Annotated in this window: 14 protein-coding genes; 9 read left to right on the forward strand and 5 right to left on the reverse strand. The window is 66.8% G+C overall.

Annotated features, from left to right (window positions below; translation table 11 throughout):
- Positions 1 to 147: 147 nt before the first annotated feature.
- The 5 genes from BMX07_RS05925 to BMX07_RS05945 all read left to right on the forward strand — a co-directional run bounded on the left by BMX07_RS05925 (position 148) and on the right by BMX07_RS05945 (position 5,247).
- The gene (locus BMX07_RS05925) at positions 148 to 1,821 is read left to right on the forward strand and encodes a 4Fe-4S ferredoxin N-terminal domain-containing protein (RefSeq protein WP_090615276.1); all 1,674 of its coding nucleotides are present in this window, start codon (positions 148 to 150) and stop codon (positions 1,819 to 1,821) included.
- Entirely contained in the window at positions 1,818 to 3,170 is a 1,353-nt protein-coding gene (nrfD, locus tag BMX07_RS05930; RefSeq protein WP_090615279.1) for an NrfD/PsrC family molybdoenzyme membrane anchor subunit, read from the forward strand. Before BMX07_RS05925 ends, nrfD begins: the two co-directional genes overlap by 4 nt.
- Positions 3,167 to 3,478, forward strand: coding sequence for a hypothetical protein (locus BMX07_RS05935; RefSeq protein ID WP_090615282.1), 312 nt, complete (start codon positions 3,167 to 3,169; stop codon positions 3,476 to 3,478). Before nrfD ends, BMX07_RS05935 begins: the two co-directional genes overlap by 4 nt.
- Before the next feature lie 126 nt (positions 3,479 to 3,604).
- Positions 3,605 to 4,696, forward strand: coding sequence for an Mrp/NBP35 family ATP-binding protein (locus tag BMX07_RS05940; RefSeq protein WP_090615286.1), 1,092 nt, complete (start codon positions 3,605 to 3,607; stop codon positions 4,694 to 4,696).
- A 224-nt stretch (positions 4,697 to 4,920) separates the two neighbouring features.
- On the forward strand, positions 4,921 to 5,247 hold the full coding sequence (locus tag BMX07_RS05945; RefSeq protein WP_090615290.1) for a cupin domain-containing protein: 327 nt from the start codon (positions 4,921 to 4,923) through the stop codon (positions 5,245 to 5,247).
- A 42-nt stretch (positions 5,248 to 5,289) separates the two neighbouring features.
- On the opposite strand, the gene BMX07_RS05950 is transcribed toward BMX07_RS05945, so the two are convergent.
- Both BMX07_RS05950 and BMX07_RS05955 read right to left on the reverse strand, forming a co-directional pair.
- On the reverse strand, positions 5,290 to 6,423 hold the full coding sequence (locus tag BMX07_RS05950) for an asparagine synthase C-terminal domain-containing protein (RefSeq protein ID WP_090615294.1): 1,134 nt from the start codon (positions 6,421 to 6,423) through the stop codon (positions 5,290 to 5,292).
- A gap of 16 nt (positions 6,424 to 6,439) precedes the next feature.
- Complete coding sequence (locus BMX07_RS05955; RefSeq protein ID WP_090615296.1) at positions 6,440 to 7,123, reverse strand: PHP domain-containing protein; 684 nt, start codon at positions 7,121 to 7,123, stop codon at positions 6,440 to 6,442.
- A 191-nt stretch (positions 7,124 to 7,314) separates the two neighbouring features.
- Between BMX07_RS05955 and purL the strand changes: the two genes are divergently transcribed.
- Together purL and BMX07_RS05965 are read left to right on the forward strand one after the other, a co-directional pair.
- Positions 7,315 to 9,444 (forward strand): phosphoribosylformylglycinamidine synthase subunit PurL, encoded by a 2,130-nt coding sequence (gene purL, locus BMX07_RS05960; RefSeq protein WP_090615300.1) that lies wholly within the window; start codon positions 7,315 to 7,317, stop codon positions 9,442 to 9,444.
- Between the two features lie 173 nt (positions 9,445 to 9,617).
- Positions 9,618 to 10,205: a response regulator gene (locus BMX07_RS05965; protein ID WP_090615303.1), complete on the forward strand. Its 588-nt coding sequence runs from the start codon at positions 9,618 to 9,620 to the stop codon at positions 10,203 to 10,205.
- Between the two features lie 88 nt (positions 10,206 to 10,293).
- Here the strand turns inward: BMX07_RS05965 and BMX07_RS05970 are convergent, their stop codons facing one another.
- Positions 10,294 to 12,153: a PAS domain-containing protein gene (locus tag BMX07_RS05970; protein ID WP_090615306.1), complete on the reverse strand. Its 1,860-nt coding sequence runs from the start codon at positions 12,151 to 12,153 to the stop codon at positions 10,294 to 10,296.
- Between the two features lie 178 nt (positions 12,154 to 12,331).
- Positions 12,332 to 13,321: an ornithine cyclodeaminase family protein gene (locus tag BMX07_RS05975; protein ID WP_090615311.1), complete on the reverse strand. Its 990-nt coding sequence runs from the start codon at positions 13,319 to 13,321 to the stop codon at positions 12,332 to 12,334.
- 111 nt (positions 13,322 to 13,432) lie between these two features.
- Between BMX07_RS05975 and BMX07_RS05980 the strand changes: the two genes are divergently transcribed.
- Complete coding sequence (locus tag BMX07_RS05980; RefSeq protein ID WP_090617171.1) at positions 13,433 to 14,533, forward strand: NAD(P)/FAD-dependent oxidoreductase; 1,101 nt, start codon at positions 13,433 to 13,435, stop codon at positions 14,531 to 14,533.
- A gap of 112 nt (positions 14,534 to 14,645) precedes the next feature.
- Positions 14,646 to 15,812, forward strand: coding sequence for an NAD(P)/FAD-dependent oxidoreductase (locus tag BMX07_RS05985; protein WP_090615314.1), 1,167 nt, complete (start codon positions 14,646 to 14,648; stop codon positions 15,810 to 15,812).
- 56 nt (positions 15,813 to 15,868) lie between these two features.
- Here BMX07_RS05985 and BMX07_RS05990 read toward each other — a convergent pair whose 3' ends face one another.
- Complete coding sequence (locus BMX07_RS05990; protein ID WP_090615318.1) at positions 15,869 to 17,098, reverse strand: GNAT family N-acetyltransferase; 1,230 nt, start codon at positions 17,096 to 17,098, stop codon at positions 15,869 to 15,871.
- Positions 17,099 to 17,121 lie beyond the last annotated feature (23 nt).

Genomic DNA, 17,121 nt, shown 5'->3' on the forward strand with positions numbered 1-17,121 from the left:
TTCTCATGTGCTGGAAATCGACTCCATACTTCATCCGAGTTCGGTTGTGAGACGCGGAGTGAGGACTACAAATGAACGACTTCAAGTGCATGCTTTCGAGTACAACCAGCATGGCACCAACGTCATATTCAGAGGTGTTCTGATCTAATGAGTACGGACGACGAATCATTCCACCCGCTCGGCGAGGAGTGGGAAGACGAACTCGAGACGATGCTCGACGATACCGAGTACGACAGCGATCTCGGTATGGAAATGGCTCAGGACGCGATGCGGGTCACCAAGGGCGAGCTCTCCGAGGCCGAATTCCACGAGCGCTATCACGAGGACGTGATGGAGGAGTTCGGCGAGGACGAGCGCCCGACCAAAGAGGCCTACGAGGCAGCCCAGGAGGAGGCCAAGGGAACCGCCTCCAGGATGCTCGACGCCTTCGACGGCGACGGCGAGGAGACCCGCCGCGAGACGATGAAGAAGATGGGCGTCGGCGCGGCGGCCGTCGGGATGGGTGCGTTTGGCACCGTTTCGGACGGTCCCGAGCAGAGCCTCACCGCGGCCGAAGGTGGTCACGGGCCCCGCCAGGAGACGACCGAGGAACGCGACCTCCAGTGGGGGATGACGATCGACCTCGAGCGCTGTGACGGCTGTCTCTCGTGTATGAAGGCCTGTTCCGATGAGAACGACCTCGACGCGGGGGTCAACTGGATGTACGTCATGGCCTGGGAGGACGAGCTCAACCACTCCCCCGAGGGCGGCGCCGGTGTGCCTGAGTCCGGTGGGTATACCGACTTCAACATGGGGAGCGACTTCAACATGCTCGTGCGGCCGTGCCAGCACTGCACGGACGCACCCTGTGAGAAGGTCTGTCCGACCACAGCACGTCACACCCGCGACAAGGACGGGCTGGTGCTGACCGACTACGACGTCTGTATCGGGTGTCGGTACTGCCAGGTCGCCTGTCCCTACGGCGTCAACTACTTCCAGTGGGACGAACCCGACGTGGCGTACGAGGACATCGACGGTCTCGAAGACCCCGAGAACCCGGATCAGATCACGCACGCCGAGTACGAATACGGGAAACGGTGGGTCGACAGCCGCGCCCCCCGCGGCACGATGAGCAAGTGTACCATGTGTCCGTCCATGCAGGACGGTAAACAGGGCGAGGAGAAAGTCGGGACGACGGCGTGTGAAAGCGCCTGTCCGCCGGACGCGATTCAGTTCGGCAACGTCAAAGACGAGAAAAGCGATCCGTCGCAGCACCGCGAGCACCCGAGCAAGAGTCGCGCGATCGTCCACCTGACGAACGGGACGGAAAGCAGCAAATCCGCACCGTCGGCGGACGCCATCGACAGCGCTCTCAGCGACGGCGACGACCTCGAGACCGCGATCGGGAACGTCGAAGGCCTCGATGAGGACATCCTCGCGGTCATGAAGGCGATCGAAATCGTCAGCGAGGGGACCGAGCCCGGCGACGAAGAGAACAACACGATTCTCAGTAGCGAACAGGACATCATCGCCGCCGTCGAAGCCTTCGAACAGTACGTCGACCTCGAGAGCGAGGAGGCCCTCGACGAACTGCAACTCGGCGACGGAAGCGAACAGCAGGCGCAGTTCCGACTCCACCAGTACACGGGCAAGCCGTCCTCGTTCCAGCTGCTCGAGGACATCGGGACGAACCCGAACGTCACGTACCTCGGGCAGGAGCCCGGACCGGAGGCCCAACAGGTCCCCGGTCCGACCAAGTACGAGGACATGGAACTGCTCGATAAGCGGCAGGAGTACCTCGACGAGGAGACCGTCGGTCGCGTCGACGGGGTGTCGCTATGAGCACCAAGACGCCGACGGAGGAGGACATCCTCCGCCCGATCAACACGCTCACGAAGAAGTACTTCATCCTGTACGGCGCGGCTGCACTGGGCCTCGTCGCGTTCCTCGTCGCCTGGGCCTACCAGCTCCAGAAAGGCCTGATCGTCACCGGCCTCGGCGACTGGGGCAGCGGTGGCGGTTCGACGTGGGGGCTGTACATCGGCGCGTTCATCTGGTGGGTCGGCGTCGCTCACGGCGGCATCATCCTCTCGGCCGCCGTCCGCCTGCTCAATATGGACCGGTACATGCCGGTCGCCCGGCTCGCGGAGATGACGACGATCGGCGGCCTCTCAGCCGCCGGCTTCTACATTCTGGTCCACATGGGCCGTCCGGACCGGATGGTCACGAGCGTCATCGGCCACTACCACATCACGGTCAACAACTCGCCGCTGGTGTGGGACGTGACCGTCATCACGGCGTACTTCGTGCTGTCGGCGACCTATCTCGGCCTGACGCTACGCTACGACGTCAACCGCCTGCGAGACGATCTGCCGGACATGTTCGAGCCGGTCTACAAGGTGATGACGATCGGCTACACGGAGAAAGAAGATCAGGTCATCGATCGGATGGTCTGGTGGCTCGCCGCCGCAGTCATCATCATGGCCCCGCTCTTGCTCCACGGCGGCGTGATCCCGTGGCTGTTCGCGCTCCTGCCGGCGATGCCCGGCTGGACCGGTGCGATTCAGGGACCGATGTTCCTCAGTATCGCCCTGATGTCGGCGATCAGTGGCATAATGATCATCTCCTACGCGTTCCGTCGTGCCTACGATTGGGACCACATCATCACCGACGACATCTTCCGCGGGCTGCTCCTGTGGCTCGGGTTCTTCACCCTGTTGTTCCTGTGGTTCCAGCTTCAGACGATCATCAACGGCGTCTTCCTCGGACCGACCAACAAGGCGGTCGCGATCGAGGCGAAGATCGCCCACCCCGTCTACCAAGTTGCGATGGCGATGATCTTCGGCACGCTCGTGTACATCTTCCTGCAGGGGATCCGTCCGGCCCTGTTCAGCAAGAAGCGAGCGCTCGTCGCCAGCAGCATCATCCTCATGGGGACCCTGACCGAAAAGATCCTGTTCGTCGTCGAAGGATTCCTGCACCCGACGTTCGACATCTACGCCAATACGCCCGGGACCTACTTCCCGAGCGCGATCGAGTGGCTCTCGCTCGTTGGGACGGTCGGATTGGTGGCACTTTTATTCCTCAACCTCTCGAAGCTCGTCCCGGTGGTCGAACTCCACGCGATCGAACACCTGCGCGGCGACCACGAGCACAGTGAGGAAGCGACCGAACCGGAGGTGGAAGCATGAGTTCAGCACTGACAACCATTCCGTTGGAACTACTCTACCACGGCTACGACGGTACCACCGGCTTCACCGGCTTCGCCAACGAGGGGACCTGGATCATCTTCGCCGTCATTCTGGTCCCGGTCTACATCATGCTCGCGGCCTGGTTCCTCGGTGAACCCCGCGACACGAAGTCCGGACTGCTCGGTGTGAGCTACCTCGTCGGCCTGACGACGTCGATGTGGGTCGGGATGTTCGTTCTGACAGTCCTGATCGGCATCGTCTTCTACGGTGGCCCGCCGGAGCCGATCAGCAGCGTCGGCCCGCCGTAACCGTCGTCGTATCGCGTTCGAACACCCGGTTTCGTTTTTTCCGCTCGCTGCTGTAACGACGCTCGAGTTCCGAACCATCACACGTATGCCGTTCCGGGCCCTCCATTCGGCTAGCACACAGTCACTATGAGTCTCACAGAACACGAACTCGAAATCAAACTCGAGGAGGTCGAGGACCCGGACATCGGCGAGGACATCGTCTCGCTGGGACTGGTCAACGACGTCACGATCGACGACAAGACGGCCCGGATCTCGCTCGCGTTCAACGCGCCGTACGCCCCCTCGGAGCTCGAGCTCGGCAACCGGATCCGCGACGTCATCGAGGACGCCGGTCTCGAGGCCGACCTCCGGGCACACGTCGGCGAGGAGCACGGCTTCGACGACGAGGTTCTCCCGCGAGTTCGCAACGTAATCGCCGTTTCCTCGGGGAAAGGCGGCGTCGGCAAGACGACGGTCGCGGCGAACCTCGCGGCCGGCCTCGAGAAACGCGGTGCGATGGTCGGCCTGCTCGACGCCGACATCCACGGCCCCAACGTCCCGCAGATCCTCCCCCCCGAGAGCGATCCCGGCGTCACGCCGAACGAAGAGATCGTCCCGCCCCGCTCGGACGGCGTTCGCATCATCAGCATGGGCATGATGATGGAAGAAGACGACGATCCCGCCATCCTCCGCGGTCCGATGGTCAACAAGTTCATGATGAAGTTCCTCGAGGGCGTCGAGTGGGGTCGTCTGGACTACCTCATCGTCGACCTGCCGCCGGGGACCGGTGACGCGACGTTGAACCTGCTGCAGTCGATGCCGGTGACGGGGTCGGTCGTCGTCACGACGCCCCAGGAGATGGCCCTGGACGACACCCGGAAGGGGATTCAGATGTTCAACAAACACGACACGCCGGTACTCGGCGTCGTCGAGAACATGAGTTCCTTCATCTGTCCGTCCTGTGGCGACCAGCACGGGCTGTTCGGGACCAGCGGTGCGGACTCCATCGTCGACAAGTACGACGTGCCGCTGCTGGGTCGGATTCCGATCCACCCCGACTTCGGGGCCGACGGCAGCCAGGGCGCGCTCGTCAAGGACGACGACAGCGAGGTCCAGAGCCACCTCGAGGACGTCGTCGGCGAGGTCGCCGACCGGATCGGCGAGCAAAACCGACGGACGGTCTCGGAGAACGTCACGCACGAACCGGCGAACAAGCTGCCGACCGAGACGGAAGACTGACCGAGTCAGGGGGTCGGACCCGAACCCGTCGCAGCCGCTCTCGTTTCTCTTTTACAGTCACCGAACCCCGTATGCGGCCGGTTTCGACACGCGACCCCCTCGAGATCCCCGGAACCTGCGACCCGCGGCGCAAACTGATCGCGTCTCGTCGGCGTCGCCGCGGTGTCCCCCGTCAGTCGCCGTCTCCCCCGACGTTATAGTGCGACCCGTCGAACCAACTCGATATGCTCGATACGTACGCCGATTCGATCGCCGGCCTCGAGCCGGCCGACGGTGAGGTCGAGACCGCGGAACTGGTCGTCAGCGACGACGTCCTCGTGAAAGCCTTCGCCCTCGGACCGGGTGCGGAACTCGAGCCCCACGAGCACGGGGAGAGCACGAACGTCTTCCACGTGCTCGAGGGGAGCGTGACCGTGATACGGGGCGGGGAGAGCGAAGCGATCGACGCGCCGGGCGTCGTCCACCACGAGCGCGGCGTCAGCCACGGCGCGAGAAACGAGACCGAAGAGCCCGCGATCTTCACGGCGAGCCTCTGTCCGCTGCCGTCCTGAGCCGAACGGCGAGACGGTCGATCAGCGATAATCGGTCACCGGTCAGTCCGCCCGGCCGTTCGCGTCCGCGAGCAGCGACGAGACGTACTTGATGACGTGATCGTCGATTCGGCGCTTGTAGCCCGCTTGCCGCGCGAGCCGGTCGAGCTCGCGGGCGACGAGGCTGCCGTACTGGACCGCCTTCTTGTCCCTGCCGGCGACCTCGTCCGGCAGGTGCCGGGCAGCCACGCGTCGGAAGCCGCGCTTCCGTTCGTCCGCGTCGGCCAGCAGGTCGTCCGGGAGTCGGAGCGCCGCGTCGACCACGTCGTCGTGGAGGAACGGGGCGACCGGCTCGAGCCCCGTCGCCTCGATCGTCAGGACGTCCCGCGGGAGCTGGTCCGGGAGGCTCCGAACTTGCTCCCGGACGGCTCCGCGAACCGTCTCGGCGTCGACCCGGTGGTCGAGCCGGACGACTTTCTCGTAGCCGCCGAACAGTTCGTCGGCCCCCTGCCCGACGGCCAGGGCGTCGAACCCGTCCGCAGCCACGCGTTCGCCGACCAGGTACAGCGGGAGCGCGATCTGGACGTCCATCGCGTTCGTGCGGCCGGTCGCTCGCGCCACCTCGGGGACCGCGCGCTCGAGATCGGCCGGCTCGAGTTCGACGATCGTCAGCTCCCGATCCATCGCGTCGGCGGCCGACCGCGCGGCCGCGACGTCGTGGCTGTCGGGGAAGCCGACGACGTACAGCGGCGCGTCCAGCAGTTCGGCCACGAGCGCCGAGTCGACGCCGCCGGAGAAGGCGACGGCGATCTCGCGGTCGTCCCGCCGAACGCGCCCGGCTGCGGTCCGGATCGCGCGCTCGAGGGTCTCGAGGGCGGCCTCGCGGGGATCGGGCTCGGGGTCCGGCAGGGGCCAGTGGGACTCCGGCTCCGGGACCGGACCGTCCGGGGGCGCGACCGCGCCGGCCGGAAAGAGCACGGGGTCTTCGAGCGCGGTCGGCTCGAACGCCCAGGTCGGCGCGGTGCGGTCGCTCTCGGCGCCGCCGTCGACGAACAGGGGGACTCGTCCGAGCACGTCTCGAACGAGTCGTCCGTCGATCTCTCCCGCGAACCCGCTCGTTCCCGGGAGCGGGTCGCCGCGCTCGACGGCGTCGCGGACGGTCGTCGCGTCGGCACCGCGGAGCGGAGCGTCGGTCATGGTGGTCGAGTGCCGATCATTTGAACAGGCTGAAGACGTGGTTCAATCGTCGCGTGACGCCGCCGGCGAACTGCCGAACGCTGATCCGCCAGGGCGTTCGTTTCCCTTCGACGGTGGTTCGACCGGCCGCGATCGCCGCGAGGATCGCGTCCGCCGAGCGCTCGTCGGCGTCGACGCGGGTGACCGCTTGCCCGACCATCTCGCTGATGTGGGCGTCGCTGCCGGCGGTCATCGGCAGGTTGCGCGACCGGGCGTAGCGCTCGGCCTGTCGGTTGGCCCGGCCCGTAAACAGCCGGGAGTTGTAGACTTCGATCGCGTCGCCGAGGGCGAGTTGGTCGCGAGAGATGCGGGCCATCACGCCGTGGCGGGACTCCTGAAACGGATGCGGAACGACGGCCAGCCCGCCCTGGTCGTGGATCGCCTCGAGCGTCGATTCGAACGAGAGCCCCGGCGGGACGGCCTCCTCGAGCCCCAGGCCGAGCACGTGGCCCGCCTTGCTCGAGATCTCCATTCCGGGAATGCCGACCAGCCCGTAGTCGGGGGCGCGCTCGGCGGCCTCGAGACTCGCGTCGATCTCGTCGTGGTCCGTCACCGCGATCGCGTCGAGACCGACGGCCTCGGCCTGCTCGAGAATGAGCTCGACCGGGTCGCGGCCGTCGTAGGACAGCGACGAGTGCGTGTGGAGTTCGACCGACAGCACGAACGATCGTTTTGCGCGATTGATCAAAAGCGCCCCGATAAGCGGACGCCGAGCGAGTCGCCCGGTCGCTCCGCAGCGCCGATCTCGCCTGTCGACTCGGCCCGGGTCACGAACGCCGCCGACCCTCTCGGTTAATACACGAACGTGCATATGGAAACCCATTTACCGGCCGGCTTTCACCACCTAGGTGAATGAGTCTTGCCGATTCGGACCGCGAACTCGTCGTCGCCGAACTCGAGCGGGAGCCGACTCGAGCGGAGGCGGCGCTGTTCGAGAACCTCTGGAGCGAGCACTGCGCGTACCGCTCCTCGCGACCGCTGCTGTCGGCGTTCGACAGCGAGGGCGAGCAGGTCGTCGTCGGGCCGGGCGACGACGCGGCGGTCGTCGCACTGGACGAGGAGACCTACATCACGCTGGGGATCGAGAGCCACAACCACCCCTCCTACGTGGACCCGTTCGACGGCGCGGCGACCGGCGTCGGCGGCATCGTCCGGGACACGCTCTCGATGGGCGCCTACCCCATCGCGCTCGCGGACTCGCTGTACTTCGGCGAGTTCGACGACGACCACTCGAAGTACCTCTTCGAGGGCGTCGTCGAGGGCATCAGCCACTACGGCAACTGTATCGGCGTTCCGACGGTTGCGGGCAGCGTCGACTTCCACGCCGATTACGAGGGGAACCCGCTGGTCAACGTCGCCTGCGTCGGCCTGACGACCGAGGAGCGCCTCGTCACCGCCGAAGCACAAGAGCCAGGGAACAAACTCGTCCTCGTCGGGAACGGGACCGGCCGGGACGGGCTCGGCGGCGCGAGCTTCGCCAGCGAGGACCTCGCGGAGGACGCCGAGACCGAGGACCGACCCGCGGTCCAGGTCGGCGATCCGTACGCCGAAAAGCTGCTCGTCGAGGCCAACGAGGCCCTCGTCGACGAGGGCCTGGTCGAATCGGCACGAGACCTCGGCGCCGCCGGCCTCGGCGGGGCCTCGAGCGAGATGGTCGCCAAGGCCGACCTCGGCGCGCACATCGAACTCGAGCGAGTCCACCAGCGCGAGTCGAATATGAACGCCGTCGAGATCCTCCTCGCGGAATCCCAGGAGCGGATGTGTTACGAGGTCGAACCGGAGAACGTCGACCGCGTTCGCGAGATCGTCGAGCGGTTCGATCTGGGCTGTTCCGTTATCGGCGAGGTCACCGACGGCAACTACACCTGTACGTTCGAGGGCGAGACGGTCGTCGACGTCGACGCCTACTTCCTCGGCGAGGGCGCGCCGATGAACGACCTCGCGTCCGAACCGCCCGAGCAACCCGAGACGGACCGCCCCGACGTCGATCTCGAGGACGCGTTCGAAACCGTCGTCTCGAGTCCGAACACCGCCTCGAAGCGGTGGGTCTACCGGCAGTACGACCACGAGGTCGGCGTTCGCACGAGCGTCGGGCCGGGCGACGACGCGGCGATCATCGCGGTTCGCGAGGCCGAACAGGGTCTCGCGCTTTCCGCCGGTGCCGCGCCGAACTGGACCGCCGTCGCACCGTACGAGGGTGCTCGCGCGGTCGCCCTCGAGAACGCGACCAACATCGCGGCCAAGGGCGCGACTCCGCTCGCCGCGGTCGACTGTCTCAACGGCGGCAATCCGGAGAAACCGGACGTTTACGGCGGATTCGAGGGGACCGTCGACGGGCTCGCCGAGATGTGCGAAACCCTCTCTACGCCGGTCGTCGGTGGGAACGTCTCGCTGTACAACGACTCCGTCGCGGGACCGATCCCGCCGACGCCGACGCTGGCGATGGTCGGTTCGACGGACGGCTACGACGCGCCGCCGCTGTCGGTCGAGTCCCAGGGCGACCTGCTCCTCGTCGGCGATCTCGGACTCGTGACCGGCGAACCGCGCCTCGGCGGCTCCGAACTCCTCGCACAGTTCGGCGGCAGCGACGCCTTCCCCGAACTCCCGACGGATCCAGCGGCCGTCGTCGAGACCCTCGCTGCGGTCGCGAACGACGACGCGACGCTCGCGGTTCACGACGTCAGCCACGGCGGGCTCGCCGTCGCGCTCGCCGAGATGGTTACCGAGGACGCCGGTCTCGAGGTGTCGATTCCGAGCGACGATCCGGCGGGCGCGTTGTTCCACGAACAGCCGGGACGCGCGCTCGTCCAGACGGAGTCGCCCAAGGCGGTCCGCGAGGCGTTCGACGGCATCGCACCGGTCGTCGAACTCGGCTCGGCGACCGACGACGGTCGACTCACGATCGACGCCGGTCGGACGCTGACGGCCGACGCGGCCGAGATCCGCGACCGCCGAGCGACGATCGAACGGGAACTCGAGTGACCGATCGCTTGGCGAGACCGCTCCCGTCGAGTCCGAATCTGGTGCGATACGTCAGCTAACGTGCGAATATGGTAATGGCCACCAGTAACAGGGTTTCGTCCGGCAATTGTCCGGTATATTGATATACCACCGGGACGATTCGTCCAACGAACCGAGCGCCTCGGAGGAATTCGATGACTACCGATACCCCGTCCGTCCTGATCGTCGAAGACGAGCCCGATCTCGCGAACCTCTATGCCGCCTGGCTCGAGTCCGAGTGCGACGTCGAGACGGCCTACGACGGCAGCGAAGCGCTCGATGCGATCGAGGAGACCATCGACGTCGTCCTCCTGGACCGACGGATGCCGGGTCTCTCGGGCGATACCGTCCTCGACACGATCCGAGAACGGGAACTCGACTGCCGCGTCGCGATGGTGACGGCGGTCGAACCGGACTTCGATATCATCGAGATGGGGTTCGACGACTATCTCGTCAAGCCGGTCTCGAGCGACGAACTGGTCGCGATCATCGATCAGCTCCTCCTTCGGTCGACCTACGACGAGCAACTTCAGGAGTTCTTCGCGCTCGCCTCGAAGAAGGCGTTGCTGGACGACCAGAAGACCGAGGCCGAACGCCAGTCGAGTCAGGAGTACGCCGAACTCAAAGACCGGCTGGCCGTCCTCCGCGTCCAGGTCAACGATACGATGCAGGAGCTCTTGGAGCAGGACGGCTACCGGCAGCTCTGTCGGGATATCGCGGACGAATCCGTGTTGGAGAAGTGACAGCGCGGCGGGTCGCGACGGGTCGGGCACCGTCCGCCAGTTCGAATTCGAGAGCCGGAGCGGATCTGTTCGTCGACCGGTCGTTCGCCTACTCGAGACGCCGCTCGAGCGTCGTTACGTCCCGTATTTCGATCCGCGTGCCACCGTTGTAGCCGTTCGTAACGGTACACGTCCAGTCGTGAGCGTCGGCGATCGCTCGGACGAGCGCGAGGCCGAGCCCGTCGATCGCAGTGTGGTCGTCGGCGATCGGATCGAGGACGCGGTCGTGGGCGTTCGGGGGGATTTCGGTACCGTCGTCGAGCAGGAAGAAGCCACGGCTCCCGTCGTCGTCGAATCCGACCAGTCCGACCTGAACCGTCACGCTCCCGTCGGCCCGTGCGACGGCGCTGTCGAACGCCGTCTCGAGGAGGTGGACGAACCGGTCGGGGTCGGCACGGAGCGCGGCCGAGGCGTCGACGACGATCTCGTCCTCGTCGAGCCGCGAGTCGCTGAGGGCGTCCGCGACGGCCGACTCGAGCCGAAGTCTGGTGCGAGTGCCGACGGCCGAGGCGTTGCGAGCGAACTCGCGGACGTCGTCGACGAGTCGTTCGGCCCGGTCGAGCGTCGTTTCGACGGTGTCCTCGGCGAGCGGGAACTCCCACTCGTCGGCACCGGAATCGTCGTCGAGCGCGTCGGCGACGGCATCGAGCTGGCGTTTCAGGTCGGTCGAGAGGAGCTCGGCGACGGCCTCGAGCCGGTCGGTCTGGTGCTCGAGTTCGGCCGTCCGGTCTCGGAGGATTCGCTCTCGGTCGGCCCGATCGAGGGCGGCCCGCGTGTTCTCGACGAGCGTCGAGATGAGATCGACGTCGGTCTCGTCGAACCGGTGTGGATCGAGCGCTCCCGTCATGAGGATACCGTGGGTCCCGATGGGTGCGATGATCTCCGACCGAAGCGGTGTGTCCGGGTTGTAGAGATCGTCGACGGTCTCGAGGTCGTCGAACCGTTCGACCTCGCCGGCCTCGAAGACGTCCCAGACGAGCCCCTCACTGGGATGGAATCGCGGGAGACCGCCGAACTCGTCGTGTGCACCGGCGGTGCCGGCGACGGGTTCGAGATAGCCCTGTTCCTCCTCGAGCAGCCAGACGCCGCTGATCGGGAGGTCGAGCAGGTCGCTCCCGGCGTGGACCGAGATCGCGCAGATCTCCTCGGGATCGTCGGACTCGAGGAGCCATCGGGTGATCTCGTGGAGCGACGTGACGACGCGTTCGTACTCGTGTTGATCGGTCACGTCTCGCACGACGACGGCGACGGTCGCGACATCGTCCTCGATCGGAACGAACCGGAACTCGCCCATTCGATCCCCGCCGTCCGGACCGATATACGGGAGTTCGAGCTGTCGGCGATCGGCGTTACCGACGTCGACGTCGGTGATCGCCTGGCCGATGTCGACCGCGCGTTCGCCGTCGATACCCGCCAGTTCGGTCAGCGTTTCGACGTGCTCGCCGAGGAGCGCCGACCGATCGGTGTCGAAAACCGATTCCGTCGCGCCGTTGACGGAGACGATCTCGCGGTTGCGATCGAGCGTAATGACGGCGTCACGGACCGCCTCGACGACGGCGGCGTGTTGTGCCAGCGTCGTCTCCTGGGCCCGCCGCTCGGTGACGTCGCGCATGTACACCGACAGCCCGGTCTCGGAGGGATAGGCGCGCGCTTCGAACCACGTCTCGAGGTGGGTGTGGTAGATCTCGAAGGAGACCGGTACCTGTTCGTCCATCGCACGGTGGAACCCGTCGGGGAACTGCGTCTCGACCGTCTGGGGGAACTCGTCCCACATGACCCGGCCGATCAGTTCCTCGCGGGAGCGCTTGAGCAGCGTTTCGGCCCGCTCGTTGAGATAGGTGAACCGAAAGCCCGTATCGAGGGCGAAGAACGCGTCGGTCACGCGGTCGACGATCGGAACGGATCGCATCGTCACGACTCGCCACCCCTTTCCGGTGCCGGATTCGTCCCCCCCTCGCGTTCGAGGCGCTCGCCTCTCACAGCCGTTACCATCATCGACAGACAGTCAGCACATAGTTTGTGTAACCCCTATTTCAGTCTCGTGGCCGAGCGGCCGGATGCCACGCTGTTTCACGGCATCGATTCACTCACAGCGGGACCGTCGTCCCCAGTTCGGCCTCTCGAGCCCTGTCGAAGACGAACTCGGCTGTCGCAGCGTCCAGTACCGCCGTCCCGACGCTCTCACAGACGATGATTTCGTCCGCCGACTCCCGTCCCCGACGACCGGGTATCACGTCCCCGAACGGCCGAACCGCAGGTGTCGGATGTCCGCGGAGGTCACCGGTCTCGACCGCTTCGTCCGGTACGTCCGCGAAGATGCGCTCCGCGCGATCGATCGTCCGGTCGTCCAGTTCGCGCATCTCGGCGGTGTACGCGCCGACGGCGATCACGAGCGCGCCGTCGGCCAGCGCGTTCCCCGGGAAGACCGGCTCCGTGCTCGTGGTCGCCGTGACGACGACGGTCGCCCCGCTGACGGCGGCGCGAGGGCTCGAGACTGCGGTCGCGGGGACGCCGAGTTCCGTTTCGAGGTCGTCGGCGCAGGCGATCCGCGAGTCGCTGGGCGAGTAGACGCGGATCGACTCGAGGCGGTCGACGCCCACCGCGGCAGCGATGGCCCGCGTTTGCCAGCGAGCCTGCGTGCCGGCACCGATCACGGCCAGTTCGATCGGCCCGTCGGTCGCGAGTTCGCGGGCCGCGAGGCCGCCGATACAGCCGGTCCGCGCGCTGGTGATCCGAGTTCCCGCGAGGTAGCCGACCGGCTGGCCGGTTTCGGCGTCGGCGAGTGCGAGCTGTGCGGTGACGGTCGGGAGTCCGCGATCGGGATTGTCCTCGACGACCGTCACGAGCTTCGTCGCCGCGTACGCCGCGCCGTGGACGTACGCCGGCATGCAAAGGCCCGTTCCGGTCGGCTCACCGGGTGCGTCCGGATCGATCCCCGTCCCGATCGGGTAGTGGGGGCGCTCCGGTCGTTCGACCGCGCCCGCTCGTTGCTTTTCGAACGCGTCGGCGACGACCGGGAGGAGCGCCTCGAGGTCGAGTACGGACGCGACGTCCTCGTCGGAGAGCACGCGAACCATACGGGCACATCAGTCGGCGGCTACTTCAGTCGTACCGTCGGCCCCTCGACACCCGGTTCGCCGATCGGACGGGGAGAAGGTTGTTTGATGATTGGTGTGGTACCAGGACTCATGAAAATCGTCATCGTCGGCGGCGGAATCATCGGGACGGCGGTCGCGGCTCGACTCGGCGAAACCGATCACGACGTGACGCTCCTCGAGCGCTCGCGGATCGGAAGCGAAACGACGGCGGCCTCCGCGGGAATCCTGATGGAGACCGCGGTCGCACCGACGCCGTTCGACCTGCGGTTCCGGACGCGTGCCCGATCCGTCTACCGGCGGCTGTTCGACCGCGGGCCGCTCGAGTCGGATCGGGTCGGGACGCTCTACGTCGCCGAAACGACGGCGTTCGCGGATCGGCTCGAGGAGTCCGTCGCGGTTCTTCGCGAACACGACGTCGAGGCGTCGTTCCTGTCGGCGACGGAAATCGCTCGGCTCGGCGTCGATCCAGACGGGTTCGTCGGGGGGCTCCACACGCCGAACGACAGCGTCTGCGATCCGACCGACGTCGCGAACTGGTTCGCGGCGCGTGCTCGACGGAGCGGTGTCGACGTTCGAACCGGCGTGCGTGTGACTGCCGTGATCACGCGGGACGGGTCCGTCTCGGGCGTCGAAACCGACGAGGGTCGACTGCAGACGGACTGCGTGCTCAACGCGACCGGCCCGTGGGCACCGGAACTGAACGAAATGGTCGGCATCTCGCTTCCGCTCGGTCACACGCTGGGACCGATGGTCGCGCTCGAGGGACCCGAACCGATCGAGAGCCCGGTAACGATCCTCGAGTCGAAGCGGTACGTTCGCCCCACCGGCGGGGCGGACGGGACCGGAGCCTGGGTCGGCGAGTACCGAACTGGATACACCGAGGGGCAACGCTACGATCCGGACCAGTGCACCGTTTCGGACGAATTCCGCGACACGGCGACCGACGCTGCGAGCATCGTCCCCGCACTCGAGGGCGCAACGGCCGTCGACGAGTGGATCGGCCTCCGAACCGTTACCCCTGACGGCCGGCCCGTCGTCGGCGAGACGAGCGTCGACGGGTTCGTCGTCGCCTGTGGGATGTCGGGGCAGGGAGTGACGCTCGCGCCGGCCGTCGCGGACGTCGTTCACGACGTGCTCGAGGGGCGCGTCGGCGACGACCATCGGAGGCACCTCTCGCCCGACCGCTTCTGACGGCGAACCGCCGCTGCTGTCGGCGTCGTCGAACGGGCGATATCGGCCACGCGACGTTCCGGGGTCGGCTCTCGAACGAATCCTTATGCCAGGGCATGTCGGTAGGTACTGTATGACAGTAGTCGTTATCGGCGGCGGTATCGTCGGCCTCTCGAGTGCGTCCGAACTCGCCACCCGCGGCGTCGACGTCGTCGTCTGCGAGCAGGGATCGATCGGCAACGGCAGCACCGAGCGGGCCGCCGGCGGTATCCGCGCGCAGTTCTCGACGCCGGTCAACGTCGACCTGTCGCTCGAGAGCATGCGCGTCTGGGACTCCTTCGAGGAGCGGTTCGGGATCGATATCGACTACCGGCGGACCGGCTATCTCTTTCTCGCCAGGAACGAGGACACTGCCGCACAGTTTGCGGAGACCGTCGCCATGCAGAACGACCGCGGCGTTCCGAGCGAGGTCCTCGACCCCGATGCGGCAGCCGAACACGCTCGCGGAATCGACCCGAAGAAATTCGAAGCGGCGACGTACTCACCGACGGACGGCTTCGCCGATCCCCACCTCGCGTTGCAAGGGTACGCGCGAGCGGCGGCGAATTCGGGCGTCGACGTGCGGACGAACACACCGGTCGTGAACGTGCTCCGGGAGGACGCCGCCGCTCGTGGCGACGGCCGGGTGACGGGTGTCGAGACCGCCGACGGCAGCCTCGAGGCCGAGTTCGTCGTCAACGCCGCGGGACCGTGGGCGGGCGAGGTCGCGGCGATGGCCGATCGTTCGCTGCCGATCGCCCCGAAGCGTCGCCAGATCGCCGTCGTCGAACCCGACGATCCGGTTCCCGAGACCCATCCCCTGACGATCGACCTCGAGAGCGGCTCGTACTTCCGGCCGGACCGCGGCGGCGACGCGCTGATCGGCGGGCATTTCGGCGCGTCCGATTCGGTCGCCGAACCCGACGCCTACGACCGGTCGGTCGACTTCTCCTGGGCCGCCGACGCGCTCGAGACCGCCTCCGAGTGGACGACCTGCTTCGGTCCCGAATCGGCGCTCAAGCGCGGCTGGGCGGGGCTCTACGCGGTGACGCCGGACGATACCGCGATCGTCGAAGAGACGGTTCCCGGCTTCGTCACCGCAGCCGGCTTCTCCGGCCACGGGTTCCAGCACGCACCCGCGACCGGGACGCTCGTCGCCGACCTCGTCACCGAGGGAACGACCTCACTCGTCGACATCGAACCGCTCTCGAGCGACCGGTTCGAGGCCGGGGCCACGCACGCAGAGACGAACGTCGTGTAATCGGCGACGTCGTGCGGTCACCCGTATCGACCGTCGCGAACGGACGCGACTCGAGGTCAGAAGGACTCGCCGAGATAGACGTCGGTTTCGGGAAAGAGATCCGCGAGCGTCGCCACCGCGTCCGAATCCGCCGCTTCGAGGCGCCCGGTCCGCTCAAGGGCGGTCGCCGAGCGAGCGCCCACCGCGAGTTGCGAGAGCGCGGCGATATCGAGACGAACGTCCGCGGTACTCGAGCCGGTCGCGTCGTGCAGGTGCTCGCACGCACCGTTCCCACCCGACACCTCGAGTGCGAACGTTCCCTCGTTCCAGTCGACCAGCGGGTCCTCGACGGCGATCTCGACGTCGCCGTCGCGGTCCGGATACGAGAGTGAGGACAGCGTCTCCGCTACGTCGACGAGCCGAACCATCGGGCCGTCGTCGACCGCGGTGTCGATCTCGTCGGGGTCTCGAGCGAGGTCCCGAAGCGGATCGTCCACGGGGGCTCGGAGACGCACCCGCTCGACCTGCGACTCGTGATCGTGACAGAACGACAGCAGCGCCAGGCGGGCCTCGCGATCGACGGCGACGAGTTCGGTGACGGCCAGCGTCCGGTCGCCCATCTCGCCGTCGATCGTGTAGACGAGATATCCCCGCACCCGTCCGTCGCGCTCGTACGCGTATACGAAGGGATCTCGCTCGTGACCGGCGAACACGCGATGGCGCCACCAGTCCTCGTCGCGCTCGAGCGCGAGCGAGTAGCGATCGACGTGGGTCTCGTAGGCCGGTGCGAGCGACTCGTACTCGTCGGCCTCGAGTCGACGGAACGAACCCGCGTTTCGGTCGACGGCATCGGTTGCGAACGAAAGTACCGACGGCTCGCACTCGTGGGTAGCGATGCGGTTGCACGTGTCCCAGCCGTACTGCCGGTAGAACCGGTACCGGAACGGCCACAGCACCGAGAACCGGACGTCGTGATCGCGATACTCCGCGAGCGAGCGGGCGAGCAACTGCCGGACGTACCCGCGCCGGCGGTACTCGGGCGGCGTCGCGACCGATGCCAGCCCGGCGGTCCGATGGACGTCGTCGCGTACGCGGGACCCGAGCCAGTAGTGTCGACAGACGGATCGCGGGTCGGCGTCGTCGGCCGCATCGGCTTCGTACACGCCGCGACGAGAACCGAGCGTCGATCGCGGCGTCTCGTGTTCGTCGGGATCGTACGCCGGCACTCCCTCCTCCGGGATGAACGCGTAGCTGCGGTACTCGTGGAAGACGTCCCGTTCGTCCGGGATGGGACGGTAGTCGACCATGCAAACGAGAGCGCAGGCGACCG

The organism is Natrinema salaciae, from assembly GCF_900110865.1.
Lineage (GTDB): Archaea > Halobacteriota > Halobacteria > Halobacteriales > Natrialbaceae > Natrinema > Natrinema salaciae.

Bases quoted from the DNA above. Each gene is read 5' to 3' on its own strand.
- BMX07_RS05950 (WP_090615294.1), bottom strand. From the start codon at position 6,423: ATGACCGACGCTCCGCTCCGCGGTGCCGACGCGACGACCGTCCGCGAC.
- BMX07_RS05985 (WP_090615314.1), top strand. From the start codon at position 14,646: ATGACAGTAGTCGTTATCGGCGGCGGTATCGTCGGCCTCTCGAGTGCG.
- nrfD (WP_090615279.1), top strand. From the start codon at position 1,818: ATGAGCACCAAGACGCCGACGGAGGAGGACATCCTCCGCCCGATCAAC.
- BMX07_RS05935 (WP_090615282.1), top strand. From the start codon at position 3,167: ATGAGTTCAGCACTGACAACCATTCCGTTGGAACTACTCTACCACGGC.
- BMX07_RS05945 (WP_090615290.1), top strand. From the start codon at position 4,921: ATGCTCGATACGTACGCCGATTCGATCGCCGGCCTCGAGCCGGCCGAC.
- BMX07_RS05980 (WP_090617171.1), top strand. From the start codon at position 13,433: ATGAAAATCGTCATCGTCGGCGGCGGAATCATCGGGACGGCGGTCGCG.
- BMX07_RS05990 (WP_090615318.1), bottom strand. From the start codon at position 17,098: ATGGTCGACTACCGTCCCATCCCGGACGAACGGGACGTCTTCCACGAG.
- BMX07_RS05970 (WP_090615306.1), bottom strand. From the start codon at position 12,153: ATGCGATCCGTTCCGATCGTCGACCGCGTGACCGACGCGTTCTTCGCC.
- BMX07_RS05940 (WP_090615286.1), top strand. From the start codon at position 3,605: ATGAGTCTCACAGAACACGAACTCGAAATCAAACTCGAGGAGGTCGAG.
- purL (WP_090615300.1), top strand. From the start codon at position 7,315: ATGAGTCTTGCCGATTCGGACCGCGAACTCGTCGTCGCCGAACTCGAG.
- BMX07_RS05965 (WP_090615303.1), top strand. From the start codon at position 9,618: ATGACTACCGATACCCCGTCCGTCCTGATCGTCGAAGACGAGCCCGAT.
- BMX07_RS05925 (WP_090615276.1), top strand. From the start codon at position 148: ATGAGTACGGACGACGAATCATTCCACCCGCTCGGCGAGGAGTGGGAA.
- BMX07_RS05975 (WP_090615311.1), bottom strand. From the start codon at position 13,321: ATGGTTCGCGTGCTCTCCGACGAGGACGTCGCGTCCGTACTCGACCTC.